This window comes from Brevundimonas sp. (assembly GCF_032017145.1).
GTDB lineage: Bacteria > Pseudomonadota > Alphaproteobacteria > Caulobacterales > Caulobacteraceae > Brevundimonas.
On the sequence record NZ_DALZQC010000093.1, the window covers coordinates 1 to 12,360 of the forward strand.

The following is a 12,360-nucleotide window of genomic DNA, read 5'->3' on the forward strand; positions in this document are numbered from 1 at the left end:
ACCCGGCGGTCATCCACCCGCGGCTTGCCGTGGCTCTTGGGGAAGAAGGGCTCCAACCGAGCCATCTGCTCGCCCGTCAGCCAATACAGATCGCTCATATCCAGACTCCTCAGGAGCCTGAATCAGATCGTTCGCCTCACATCAATGGGTCCTGAGCCTAGGTGACCGTGTTCCAGCGCGCCCGGTATATGGATTCACGTTCGGCCGCGTCGTACTCCCCGCCACGCGCCCGCTGGGTCGCCTACGCGATGAGCGTTCTATTCCTCGGCTTGATTGGCATGTCGCTTTACGGGCGCCTCCAAGGACCGGACTGGCTGTTCCTGGTTTCTGGCGCGGTAGGATTCGTCTCTGCGATCATCGGCAGCCGGATTTGGATGCGGGTGTGGCGGCAAGAGTTGAGGGAGGACGTCCGGTGACGCCACTTCCTCGGTTCGACCCCGTCATTCATGCCCCTGGACGCTTGCAAATTTGCGCAATCCTTTCTGGCGTGGACCAGGCCGAGTTCAGCCTGTTACGAGACCGGTTAGGTGTGTCTGACTCCGTCTTGTCCAAGCACCTCAAGCTCTTGGAGGATTCGGACTACGTCGCTTTGACCAAGGCTACGCAAGACGGTCGCCAACGGACCTGGGCCAACCTGACCAAACAAGGCAAGGCAGCGTTCAAGGCTCACGTCGTCGAACTGAAATCGGATGGCCGAGCTGTAACGCGCCACACCGTCCGCCTGCTTTTCGAAAACCTGGAGACCGAGACGATACGGCCTCCACTTCTGCTTTCCACCGATACTGTTGAAAAAGTCCGCGACCCTGCTGTGATCGACCTTCTGGGCTCGATGTGGTGCCGCCGCGAGAATCTAACCGATTGATTTTGTTAAAGCCGAATTTCGTGAACGGCACGCAGTTTGCGCCGTTTCAGCGGTCTCCCGACTTTTTCAACAGTATCCACCCATTGCGGACATTCAAAGTGTCGGCTTACGGTGAACCTCGAGTGTCGATCCATCTGGAGTTCGGCCAACGCCTGAGGTGGACCCCCAAGCATGACCGATCAGCCAGCACCCTCGATTCTCGACATGACCGTCGGGATCGTAGCCAACTACGTATCCAACAATGACCTTCCGCCAGAGCGGATCGGAGATCTGATCTTTTCCACTCATGCGGCCCTTGCGAACGTCGGTCAGCCTGAACCGGAAGCGGTCGAAATCTACGTCCGCGCCAGTGCTGGCCAGATTCGGAAGTCGATCACCGATGCGGGTCTGGTCAGTTTCTTGGATGGCCGAACCTACAAGTCGCTGAAGCGTCACTTGTCGGCCAACGGGATTACGCCGGACGAGTACCGAGATCGATACGGGCTAGCCTCTGACTACCCGATGGTCTCGCCCGCCTACTCGGCCCGTCGGTCTGAGCTGGCAAAGTCGATTGGGCTGGGCGCGAAAGGCCGCAAATCTACGCCTCCTACGGATGGTCCAAAGCCGTCCACGAAACGGGGCCGCTCGTCGAAGTGAGCTTCCGGTCGCTTGGGGCTTGCAGGTATGGCGCAGGTCGAAATTTGAAATCCGACTGAGCTAACGATCGTAACTTCGGAAGTGCCCGAGCCGACCGCTTCGCCCAAAATGGGTAATGTGTGGGTAAGGGCCTTTCACCGTCAGCGGATTGGTGCCAAAAGCCATGCGCCGTTTGGATTTGACAGATTTGCTTCCGTCGAATTCGTAATGATGGGGTCGCGTGTTCGAGTCACGCAAGCGGCACCACTTCCTTTGTTTAAGGGCCGAACGCCGCCTGGCGGCGGTGGGGGACCGGCCGCATATCCTTGTGGTTGAATTGCGGATCACCGGCGCAAGTAACACCCCTTAGGTTGCAAGCTTTGGCTTGACGTGGAGGGCGTTTTGGGGCCTTGGCACCGCATCAGATCTGACCGTAGGCCGAAATGAACGACGCAGTTGATCCCGTAGACATCGCAATTGGCGGACGCATCCGCGCGCGTCGCGAGGAACTTCGCATCACACAGGCCCAGTTGGCCGCCGGCGCGGGCGTCACCTTCCAGCAGATTCAGAAGTACGAGCGGGGCGTCAATCGCGTGTCCGCCGCGCGTCTGCTGCAGATCGCCTCGGTTCTGAAATCCACCGGTGCGGCCCTGCTGGGTGAACTGGAGACGGCCGAGGGCGACGAGCTTGCGCTGGCCGCCCCGGGCGTCGCCGAACTGCTGGCGGCCTTCCGCGGCATTCAGGACCCCGCCCAGCGCGACGCCCTGCTGACCGTCGCCAAGGGGCTGCGCGGCTGATCGGCCGCCCCCTGACGTCCCCAAGTCAGACCTGGGCCTGACGCAGCAGCCGCTCGACAGGCTGGCCGTCGGCCTCGCCGGTCGAATGATCGGCCAGCCAGCGCTGAACAGCCGACAGGGCGCGCAGGTCCAGGCCGTCCGACCGGCCCGCGTCGATCATGTTCTGACGCACCACTTCCAGCATGAAGGCCGCCTCGGCGGCGCTGGCGGGCGTGTGGTTCAGCAGACGGGTCTCGGCCTCGACCATGGGCCCCAGATCCAGTTCGGATAGCAGATTGTCGGGGCTGCCCGACACGCCGACTTTTTCGGCCATGGCGGCGGTGTCGAACCAGGAGCGGAAGAGGGGTAAAAAGCCCTTGATGGGTTCGGTGATCACGTTTCAGATCCTTTGAGTGCGTGCGGCCTTGGGCCGGGCCGCAGCGATGATTGAGAGCGGGCGTAGGGGGCGCAACGCGCCTCCCACACTCCAAGGAGGGCCAAGAACATGATCTCGACCCAGACGGTCATGCGCGCGGTGACGATGGACCACGTCAGGGCGCCAGGACCGAACAGCGAAGACAGGTGGGTGACGAAGGCCAGCATCTGGGCGCCGGCGGCCAGCAGCAGCCACCAGCGATCATAACGAAGCGCGAGCCTTATCAGCAGGACCAACAGACCCAAGGAGATCGTCGCGACCGCCCATCGGAACTGACCGATGACCAGATGATCGACCCAGCCCGACAGGATCTGGGCGAGAAACAGACCCAAGGCGGCTTCTCGCTCGGGTCGACGTCCCTTCCAGACCAGCAGGCACAGGGCGAGCACAGTCACGCCCGAGCCGAACATCAGCAGCGGCGAGGGCATGAAGTCGCTTCCGATCAGGCGGCCAGTTTGACGACGTCGAGGCGGGCGGTCGGCTTGGGATCGGTCTTGGCTTCGCCCATCCCTTCCATCCGCCAGCCGATGCCATGGTCGTCAGCGACCGTCGCCAAGTCGGCATGGCCGGCGACGATGCTGGCGCGAACGGTGGCCAACTGACCCAGGCCGGAAATGATGTGTTCGATGGCCGATTGCCCCACCTCGGCCGCCAGACGGCTCTCAACGCGGCCCTCCAGCGAGGTTTGGACAAGGCGGCATACCTCGATCATGGCCTGGTCGATGGCGTGTTCCGCCGTACGGACCTGTCTTGCGACCCTGACCCCAACCTGCATGTTTCTCATTGGTCGATCCCTTGGAATGATGTCCGCGTCAGCGGGCCCATTCGGGAGCGATCCGGTCGAAAAGGGTGGGAACCCCCATGCCTGCCGTCACGATCCCGAGGGCCAGAAGCAGGGCGACGACGGCGCCGGCGATCATGACCCCCAACCGTGCGCCGATCCCGCGAGGCGGGGGCGGCAGAGGCCAGGACGGCAGGACGTCGGCGCTGTCGTCGACCGACCGTTCAGCCGACGCCGGATCAACTGGCCCGGCATCGACCGGTTCGGGAATGAGTATCGGCGCCTCTGAGTAGGCGATACTCAGTCGGCGCGCGGCCAGTTTTCGATCCGATACGCCCAGTTTGGCATAGGCGCGATGCAGGTGGTTGCCGACCGTGCGGGGGGATATGCCCAGGCGTGCGGCGATCTCCTTGTCCTCCAGGCCCTGGCCGGCAAGGTGCACGCACTCGCTTTCTCTTGTCGTCAGGCTGTCAGGCATCTGATCCCCCGCGCGCTGTTTACCGTATTTATCGCGGGTGTCAGCCGCTTACGGTTAGGATGCGAACGATATCCATTGATGCTGGCCGGCCGTCAGATCACTTGAACATATAAGCATATCTTTATATGTCTGTCCGCTAGACACAGACAGGAGCCACCCTTGGCCGCTCGTTCCTCCTTTCTCTTCACCTCGGAAAGCGTTTCCGAGGGCCACCCCGACAAGGTCGCGGACCGCATCTCCGATACGGTCGTGGACGCCTTCCTGGCCAAGGATCCCGAGGCGCGCGTGGCGTGCGAAACCCTGGTCACCACCCAGCGCATCGTGCTGGCCGGCGAGGTCCGCGCCACCCAGCCGGGTAACACCAAGGAAGAGAACGAAGCCTTCACCCAGAGCATCATCGACAGCCTGGAGCCGCTGGTCCGCGCGGCGGTCAAGGACATCGGATACGAGCAGGACGGCTTCCATTGGGAGACGGCCGAATACGCCTGCTATCTGCACGCCCAGTCGGCCGATATCGCCGTCGGCGTCGATTCCACCAATGAGAAGGACGAGGGCGCGGGCGATCAGGGCATCATGTTCGGCTATGCGTCCAACGAGACGCCGGAACTGATGCCCGCGACCCTGCAATACAGCCACAACATCCTGAAGCGGCTCGCCGAAGTGCGCCACGCCGGCGGTTCGCAGCTGGAGCCGGACGCCAAGAGCCAGGTGACGATCGAATACCAGGACGGCAAGCCGGTCCGTGCGACGTCCATCGTCCTGTCCACCCAGCATGCCAAGGGCCTGAGCTCGGAACAGGTCGCCGAGATCGTGAAGCCCTATATCCTCGAAGTGCTGCCGGAAGGCTTCACCGACGAGAACACCGTCTGGCACATCAATCCGACCGGCATCTTCGAGATCGGCGGGCCTGACGGCGACGCCGGCCTGACCGGGCGCAAGATCATCGTCGACACCTACGGCGGCGCGGCCCCGCACGGCGGCGGCGCCTTCTCGGGCAAGGATCCGACCAAGGTGGACCGTTCGGCCGCCTACGCCTGCCGCTATCTGGCCAAGAACGTGGTCGCCGCCGGTCTGGCCGACCGCTGCACCATCCAGATCTCCTACGCCATCGGCGTGGCCAAGCCCCAGTCAATCCACGTCGATCTGCACGGCACGGGAACGATTTCTGAAGCGGTGCTGGAAGACAAGATCCTGGACCTGATCGGCGGCGCCACGCCGCGCGCGATCCGTCAGCATCTGGGCCTGAACAAGCCGATCTACGCCCGCACCACGGCCTATGGCCACTTCGGCCGCGAGCCGGATGCGGATGGCGGTTTCAGCTGGGAAAAGACCGATCTGGTCGATCAGCTCAAGGCGCTGGTCTAGGCCGAGATCAGGCGGCCTGGTCGTCGACGATCAGGCCGCGCACACCTGTCAGATTGGCGTCGGTAAGGTCGATCTGGCGCGTCTGGGCGCCGTGCAGGATCGCCCGCGCCAGATCGGCGTTGGCCAGCACGGCGCGCCTAAGATCGGCGCCCGACAGGTCGGCGCCGCGCAGAACCGCCCCGGTCAGATCGGCCGGCATCAAACGATCCGCCGCGATCAGAAGCGGCCCCAACTGCGCCTCGCGCAGGTCCGCCCCGTTAAGCCGCGCGCCCTTCAGACGCGCCCCGCGCAGATCGGCGCGACGCAGCCTGGCGGACCGCAGGTCCGCGTTTTCGAGCTGGGCGCCCTGCAGCTGCACCCCTTCCATGTCCAGGCCGTAGAAGACCGCCCCCTTGGCCGACAGGGCCGTCAGGTTCAGGCCGGTGATGGATTTCAGCGGACGCAGATCGACCCCATCGAAGACCGAAGGCTGCCCCTCCGCCCCGCCCGTCTCGCACCAGCGGGCGTGTTCGCGCAGCATTTCGGCCGCCGGCATCCGGTCCACGGACTCGCAGGCCGACCGCTTGTCCGTCAGCGCGCCCTGCATGTCCGCCCCGTCGGCGCGCCACAGGGTGGTCTTGCAGCCGACCAGAATGGCGTCGCGCAGGTCCGCGCCGGACAGGTCCGCGCCCGACAGGTCCGCCCCGGCCAGGTCGGCGCCCCGGAAATCGGCCTGTTTCAGATTGGCCCGAACCAGTTTGCAGTCCTTCATCACCGCGCCGGAGAAGTCGGCCCGCATGGCCATGACGCCCGACATCTTGGAACGCTGCAGATTGGCGCCGGCCAGACAGGCGCCGTTGGCCTCCGTGTCGTCGCGATGACGGGGCTCGATGACCTTGAAGCCCAGTTTGGCGTCGGCGGCGGCGATCGTGCCTTCGCGCAGGTCCGCCTCGAACATGTCGGCGCCGGACAGGTCCGCCCCGCGCAGGCAGGCGCCGCGAAGGTCGGCGCGTCGCAGACTGGCCTCGGCCAGTACGGCGTCCTGCATGTCCGCGCCGAAGAAGTTGGCGTTGTCCAGCTTGGCGCCCGTGAGGTCGCAGCCTTCCAGACAGGCGGCGGCGAAATCGGCGTCGGCCAGATTCCGGCCCTTCAAACTGAGGCCCGACAGATCCATCCAGGCGAAGACCGCGCGGGCCCCGCCGGGGCGGGCCTGGAACAGCCGGTCGTGCCGGGCGCAGACCACGTCCAGTTCCGCCTGCGTCAGGCGCCGTCTCACCAGGGGTTCCGCAGCCAGGGCCATCGGATCACCCTAGCGGTCGTCGCTTAAGAAGCCTTGAACGGCCTCGACACCCTCGCGAGCTGGATCAGACCGTCAGCAAGCCCTGCTCGGCCAGGACGTCGGCCAGTTCGCCGGGGCCGGTCCACAGGCGGGTGTAGCCCGCCTCTCCCAGCCGCTTCAGCTCGGTCACCAGATCGGCCTTGGGCGAGGCGACGAAGCGGCCGTCGAAGCCGACCCCGTCCGAACTGACCCGCACCATCGGCCGGCCGGTCTCAAGCCGGTGCAGGAAGCCCTCGCACAGAGCCTCGCCTTCTTCGCACATCAGGCCGGTCTCGACGGTCAGGCCCTGCGCGCGCAGGCGCTCGGTGCCGCGTCCGGCGGCGAAGGGCGACGGGTCCAGACAGGCGATGACCACCCGCGCCACCCCCGCCTCGGTCAGGAAGTGGGCGCAGGACTTGCGGCCCGACGAGCGGGCGCCGCACGGCTCCAGCGTGACATAGACGGTCGATCCCGCCACCTCGGCCCCGCCGGCGGGCACGGCCTGCTCCTCGGCATGGGGACGGCCGCCCGGCGCCGTGGCGGCCTGGGCGATGACGCGGCCGTCCTTGACGATGACGCAGCCGACGGCCGGATTGGGCCAGGTCTCGCCCATGCGACCGGTCGCCAGGGCGATGGCCTGGGCCATGAAGCCCCGGTCGGCGTCGCTCCAGCTCATGACGCCTCGGGCAGGGCTTCGGCCCGGTCGGCGTCCAGATACCGCGCGGCCGTCGGCTTCAGCGCCGCGTCCAGGTCGATCTCCAGCGGATTGCCGGTCGGGATTTCGACGCCGACGATCCGGTCGTCCGGCACGCCGAACAGCAGTTTGACGATGGCGCGCAGCGAGTTGCCGTGGGCGGCGATCAGCACGTCCTCGCCCGCCTTCAGGCGTGGTGCGATCTCGGCGTCCCAATAGGGTTTCACCCGGTCCAGCGTGGTCTTCAGGCTCTCGGTGTCCGGTATGGCCTTGCCGGCGTAGCGGGGATCGGCGTTGAAATCGAACTCGCCGCCCGGCGCCAGCGGGGGCGGCGGCACGTCATAGCTGCGGCGCCAGACCTTGACCTGATCCTCGCCGTGTTTCTCGGCCGTCTCGGCCTTGTTCAGCCCCGTCAGACCGCCGTAGTGGCGCTCGTTCAGGCGCCAGTCCTCGATCACCGGCACATCGGTCAGGCCCGCCGCCTGCAGGGCCAGGGCGCCGGTGCGCTTGGCGCGCGTCAGGACCGAGGTGAACATGACGGCCGGCTTGAACCCGGCCTGGGCGATCAGCTCCCCGCCGCGCCGCGCCTGGGCCTCGCCCTCGGCCGTCAGGTCGACGTCGACCCAGCCGGTGAAGCGGTTTTCGAGATTCCATTGGCTCTGGCCGTGGCGGAGCAGGATCAGGCGCGGCATTCGATGGGTCCTTGGGCGTCGGTCTGACGGGCAGACGGTCCCCTGCGGGGTAGGACGCCGTCAGAAATCGGTCAAGGTTCGGCGACGCAGGGACCTGTCCCGCCGTCCTTGCCGCCACGCCCATGCGGGCGTAACCAAGAGGCCATGTCCGACCGCCTCTTCTTCGCCCTGGCCCTCGGCGCCGCCGCCGTGATGATCGCAGTCGCCGTCGTCTGGCCCTAGACGTCCGACGACCGGGTCAGAACAGGATCTTGCGCAGATTGATGCGGAAGACGCGGCCCTGCGGGTCCAGATAGTCCGACTGGTAGTTGACCGGGGTCGAGCCGTCGCTGCTGGTCACGGAAATCCGGTCGTCGAAGATGTTCTGCACCCCGAAGCCGATGCGCGTGCCCTTCAGGATCGGGAACCGCTCCACCCAGGCCTTGCGCTGGGTCAGGTCGGCGAAGGCGAACAGATTGACGGTGGTGCGCCCCGAGAAGTCCAGATCGGGCGAACCCAGGGCATCGCCGTTGACCCGCGTGCCCTCGCGCCAGTTGGCGTTGACGAAGGCGCCCAGGCCGTTTCGGAACAGCCCCGTCTGCAACTGGACCTCGTGGCGGGACTGGCCGCCCGATCCCGAGATGGAATCGCCGTTCAGCAGGTCAAGCGGCGCCAGGCCGTCGCGGATCGTCACCTCGTCCTGAACCCGCCAGGTGTGTGTCAGCGACAGGTTGAACATCCCCTGCCCCGGCTGCATGCCCGGCCCGCGCGAACCGCGCATACGACCGCCCGGTCCGCCGGGACCTCGCGGGCCTCCGGGGCCGGGCCCCATCGTCATGGCGCCTCCCGGACCGCCCGGTCCACGTCGCGCCAGCGACGGATCGGCCTTTCCGAACGGACGCGAGAAGTTGAAGCCCCACTGAACGTCCTGCTGCTCGCGCATGAAGAAGTTCAGCGGGCGGGCGTCGATGGAGACCAGATCGCCGTTCGCATCGCGCACGAAGCGGTCCGGCAGGGCCGCCTCAAGGTCGGGGGTGATGGCGGGGAAGCCGGCGATCTCATTATCCGCCTCGGTGCGGGTGTAGGCCAGGTTCAGGCGGAAATCCTTGTCCGACACCGGCTGCCAGTTGACGCCCAGTTTCAGGATGCGCCGATCCTCGGCCTTCAGATTGGGATCGCCGCCGGTGATCTGGGTGATCTCGACCGTCTGGTTGGTGCTGAAGTCGAACACCGGCGTATTGGGGGTGGCCACGGTGGGATCGTTCAGCTGCTGGACGGTGGGGGCCTTGCCCTCGTCCGAATAGTTGGCCGACAGCGACAGGCGCTGAACCGGCGACCAGTTCAGACCGGCCCCGACCGACGAGACCCCGCCGAAATCGGACAGTTCCTGATAGGACAGGTTCAGATTGGCCGACAGGTCGCCGATCTTGGGCAGGACGCCGCGATCGACGTTGGAGATCGGCAGGTCGAAATTGGCCTGGACGCTGCCCGAATTGCGCGACTGCGACCGGTCGACGGCGACGCCCCCGCGCACGCTTTCGGAATCCAGCGACTGATAGCCGGCGCCGACCTTGAAGGTCGACGTCACCTCGCCCGCCGGAAGCTCGAACGGACGGCCGTTCAGCACCAGTTCGCCGGTCGCGGTCTGGGCCGTCGAATGGGCGGTGTCGCGCGCCCGCTCCGTCACCCGGCCGCCGATATCGCCGAACGGATTGACCGATGGGTCGTTGGCCGTGATCGCCGTCTGCAACGCCGCCGCGTCCAGACCGCGCCCGGTGGAGGTGTCGGTCGTGACCCGGTTGTAGTCGCCCGTCGCCGTCCAGCGCCAATCGCCCAGATAGCCGTCGAACACCGTGCCCAGGCCGATGGTGCGGGTGTCGGTCTGGCGCGTCAGGGCGTCGGGCCGGTCGACGTAGCGATACAGCAGCACGTCGTCGCCGAAGGGCGAGAAGGGGTTGGCCGACGGCAGGGTCAGGGTGACGCCCGGCAGGCCCAGATAGCTGAAGCTGCTGGAGTCCTCCAGGCTGCCGCTCAGGGTCATGCCGACCTTGTCGTTCAGGTCGTGCTTGTAGGTCCCCGCGATGGAGGCCTGGTGGGTCTGGGGCGACAGGGTGCGATAGGCGTTCAGATCGCCCGTGTTCGCTACGCCCGCAGTCGAGACGAAATCGGACAGGGTCGGCGCGCCGGTCGCGGCCGAGACGGGAACGCCCGCCACATAGACCGTCGATCCCGCCAGGGCCGACAGGGCCGGGTCGATGCCCGTGTCGGCGGGGTTCGTCTGTCCCGCCCTGGGTACGCCCCCCAGACCCGTCACATTGCCCCGGCCGTCGAACAGGACGCCGGAGCCGGTGCGGTCGATGTTGCGTTCGGTCTCGAACAGGGTGTTGGAGGTCGTGCCGTTGATGTCCAGGGACCAACGGTCCGACCCGGCGATGCGCAGGACGTTGTTCTCGCTGGCCGTCGTGGTCCGGCCGCCCTGCTCGGGCCGGCTGACGTTGACCGAGGCGGTCAGCGACTTGAAGTCCGCCTTCAGGACGATGTTCACCACCCTCTGATTGGCGCTGTAGCCATAGGACAGCGCCGTCTCTTCCGGCAGGACGTCGAAACGCTCGATGGCCTCGGGCGGAACGCCCCGGATCTCGCGAAAGCCCGAGATGCGGCGCCCATTGACCAGAAAGACCGGAGAACCGCCGCGCGCGCTGCGGGTCTGGGCCTCCAGCAGACTGACCAGCTCGCCGATGTTGGTCGCGCCGAACGCCTGGATCTGGGCGGCGTCGTAGGAGACGATCGGCTCCTGCCCGCCCAGGGCCACGCCGCGCCGCGCCGCCGTGACCTCGACGTCGGGCAGGATCACCGTGGGTTCGTCCTGCTGGGATTGAGGCGTGGCGGTCTGCGGCGGGGTCGCCTGCACCGCCGCCGGCTCGACAATGGCGGGCTGGACGGCGGCGCTGGGGGCCATCGCGAGGAGCAGAAGCGCGGTCTGGGTCATGGAACAATGATCCGGGAAATGACTTTCAGCCCTCTGGAGGACGGGACAAACATGGCCGTAAAACGACACAATTCATGAAGAAAGAGAAAGCGTTGCGTGTTTCCAACAGGGTCGAAAAACCTGCGACGGAAACGGGGCCGTGGCGCGTTAAAGACAGTCGGGGTGCGCCCGTGACGCGATCCGCAGGGCGTCGAGCGCCCCGCTCCGCCGCCCAACCGCAGAGTCGATCAAGGAAGACTCCGCGTTGACCGCCTCCGGGCTTTCGGCTATAGGCCCGCCCTCTTGAGATTTCCGCGCCGTGGACGTGTGCTCCGCGGCGTTTTCCGTTCGAAGGTTTGACATGGCCAACAACCCCGGCGCCCGCAAGGCGATCCGCAAGATCGAAGCGCGGACCCAAGTGAACAAGGCGCGTCGCTCGCGCGTCCGCACCTATCTGCGCAAGTTCCAGGAAGCTCTGGCCGGCGGCGACGCCGCTGTCGCCAAGACCGCTTTCGTCGAAGCTCAATCCGAGCTGATGCGCGCCGTCTCCAAGGGCGTGGTTCACAAGAACACGGGCTCGCGCAAGGTGTCGCGTCTGGCCGCCCAGTTGAAGAAGATGTCGGCCGCCTGAGCCGAAATTAATCCCACAGCCAACGGAACAGCTGTCGCTGTTTCGTTACGGGATTATCAAGCAATTACAACGGCGAAGAAGCATCTGCTTCTTCGCCGTTTTGCGTTTGGCCGCTAAGCCCCACCGACCCTGAACAACAGTCGTCGGGCCTTGATCCGGCCAAAATTCCAAGCGGGAGCAGGGTTTGACGGAGTCAAACAATTTAACTGCGAATCGACCAACGAATCAGCGTTGACCCTCCCGGCTCGCGGCGTAAGTTTTGGCCTCTAACGCACTTCCATCCCAACACGGATGAAGACGGCGCGGGACTTCAGTTCCGCGGCGGCGGGAGATGTCTGTCCAGGAGCTCGGCCCCGTCCGAAAAGCATCGCTTTTCGGCGCAGGAGAAGTCGTCCCTGAACCATCGCCCTGAAGCGCGCACGGTTCGGATTGGTTTTGGAGCGGCGGCAAGATGGTTGGGGGCGCAACGGCGATGGCGGGCGGAACGAAGACGTCGGGATTGACGGACCCGGACCGCATCTGGAACGAGGCCGCGTTGCGTCTGCGCGCCGAGATCGGCGACGGCCCCTTCTCGTCCTACATCGCCCCTTCGGCGGTGCGCCTGGACAACGCCGGGGGCCTGATCCTGGTCACCCCCACCGCCTACGCCCGGGATTGGGTGCGCAAGAACGCCCTGCGCCGGATGAACGAGCTGTGGCTGGGCCTGGACGGCCTGTCGCGCCGTCTCGAGGTGCGTTGCCGCGCCGAGGTCGGGTCCGCCCCGCCGGCCTCGGCCGTGCGGCCCGG

Annotated in this window: 15 protein-coding genes and 1 pseudogene; 7 read left to right on the plus strand and 9 right to left on the minus strand. The window is 66.1% G+C overall.

The features are described 5' to 3' along the window. A pseudogene (locus RTU05_RS13815) lies at window positions 1-98 on the minus strand (IS5/IS1182 family transposase); the annotation flags it as partial. A gap of 69 nt (window positions 99-167) precedes the next feature. Between RTU05_RS13815 and RTU05_RS13820 the strand changes: the two are divergent. The 4 genes from RTU05_RS13820 (at window position 168) to RTU05_RS13835 (ending at window position 2,274) form a co-directional block, all read left to right on the plus strand. Beyond that, window positions 168-416 carry a hypothetical protein gene (locus tag RTU05_RS13820; protein ID WP_312598940.1) on the plus strand — a complete coding sequence of 83 codons (249 nt, stop codon included), beginning with the start codon at window positions 168-170 and terminating at the stop codon, window positions 414-416. Further along, the gene (locus tag RTU05_RS13825; protein WP_312598941.1) at window positions 413-862 is read left to right on the plus strand and encodes a transcriptional regulator; all 450 of its coding nucleotides are present in this window, start codon (window positions 413-415) and stop codon (window positions 860-862) included. Before RTU05_RS13820 ends, RTU05_RS13825 begins: the two co-directional genes overlap by 4 nt. Before the next feature lie 171 nt (window positions 863-1,033). Beyond that, a complete protein-coding gene (locus RTU05_RS13830) occupies window positions 1,034-1,498 on the plus strand; it encodes a MucR family transcriptional regulator (RefSeq protein WP_201099828.1) in 465 nt (154 codons plus the stop codon). Between the two features lie 422 nt (window positions 1,499-1,920). After that, window positions 1,921-2,274: a helix-turn-helix domain-containing protein gene (locus tag RTU05_RS13835; protein ID WP_248118646.1), complete on the plus strand. Its 354-nt coding sequence runs from the start codon at window positions 1,921-1,923 to the stop codon at window positions 2,272-2,274. A gap of 25 nt (window positions 2,275-2,299) precedes the next feature. On the opposite strand, the gene RTU05_RS13840 is transcribed toward RTU05_RS13835, so the two are convergent. The 4 genes from RTU05_RS13840 to RTU05_RS13855 form a co-directional block, all read right to left on the minus strand. Then, window positions 2,300-2,650, minus strand: coding sequence for a hypothetical protein (locus tag RTU05_RS13840; protein WP_312598942.1), 351 nt, complete (start codon window positions 2,648-2,650; stop codon window positions 2,300-2,302). Next, entirely contained in the window at window positions 2,647-3,117 is a 471-nt protein-coding gene (locus tag RTU05_RS13845; protein ID WP_312598943.1) for a hypothetical protein, read from the minus strand. The genes RTU05_RS13840 and RTU05_RS13845 overlap by 4 nt, the downstream gene beginning before the upstream one ends. 14 nt (window positions 3,118-3,131) lie before the next feature. After that, window positions 3,132-3,401 (minus strand): hypothetical protein, encoded by a 270-nt coding sequence (locus RTU05_RS13850; protein ID WP_312598944.1) that lies wholly within the window; start codon window positions 3,399-3,401, stop codon window positions 3,132-3,134. A gap of 100 nt (window positions 3,402-3,501) precedes the next feature. Continuing rightward, window positions 3,502-3,948 (minus strand): helix-turn-helix transcriptional regulator, encoded by a 447-nt coding sequence (locus RTU05_RS13855; protein WP_312598945.1) that lies wholly within the window; start codon window positions 3,946-3,948, stop codon window positions 3,502-3,504. A 159-nt stretch (window positions 3,949-4,107) separates the two neighbouring features. Between RTU05_RS13855 and metK the strand changes: the two genes are divergently transcribed. Next, window positions 4,108-5,313 (plus strand): methionine adenosyltransferase, encoded by a 1,206-nt coding sequence (metK, locus tag RTU05_RS13860; RefSeq protein ID WP_312598946.1) that lies wholly within the window; start codon window positions 4,108-4,110, stop codon window positions 5,311-5,313. Between the two features lie 7 nt (window positions 5,314-5,320). On the opposite strand, the gene RTU05_RS13865 is transcribed toward metK, so the two are convergent. The 4 genes from RTU05_RS13865 to RTU05_RS13880 form a co-directional block, all read right to left on the minus strand. Then, complete coding sequence (locus tag RTU05_RS13865) at window positions 5,321-6,592, minus strand: pentapeptide repeat-containing protein (RefSeq protein ID WP_312598947.1); 1,272 nt, start codon at window positions 6,590-6,592, stop codon at window positions 5,321-5,323. Window positions 6,593-6,656: 64 nt separating this feature from the next. Beyond that, entirely contained in the window at window positions 6,657-7,286 is a 630-nt protein-coding gene (locus tag RTU05_RS13870; protein WP_292045273.1) for a bifunctional diaminohydroxyphosphoribosylaminopyrimidine deaminase/5-amino-6-(5-phosphoribosylamino)uracil reductase RibD, read from the minus strand. Beyond that, entirely contained in the window at window positions 7,283-7,996 is a 714-nt protein-coding gene (locus RTU05_RS13875) for a 2,3-bisphosphoglycerate-dependent phosphoglycerate mutase (protein WP_312598948.1), read from the minus strand. The genes RTU05_RS13870 and RTU05_RS13875 overlap by 4 nt, the downstream gene beginning before the upstream one ends. Window positions 7,997-8,234: 238 nt before the next feature. After that, window positions 8,235-10,964 carry a TonB-dependent receptor gene (locus tag RTU05_RS13880; protein WP_312598949.1) on the minus strand — a complete coding sequence of 910 codons (2,730 nt, stop codon included), beginning with the start codon at window positions 10,962-10,964 and terminating at the stop codon, window positions 8,235-8,237. Window positions 10,965-11,304: 340 nt separating this feature from the next. On the opposite strand from RTU05_RS13880, the gene rpsT reads away from it, so the two are divergent. Together rpsT and RTU05_RS13890 are read left to right on the plus strand one after the other, a co-directional pair. Beyond that, entirely contained in the window at window positions 11,305-11,574 is a 270-nt protein-coding gene (gene rpsT, locus RTU05_RS13885; protein WP_248118659.1) for a 30S ribosomal protein S20, read from the plus strand. Window positions 11,575-12,046: 472 nt separating this feature from the next. Continuing rightward, the coding region (locus RTU05_RS13890) for a DnaA N-terminal domain-containing protein (RefSeq protein WP_312598950.1) at window positions 12,047-12,360 on the plus strand (314 nt) is incomplete at its 3' end.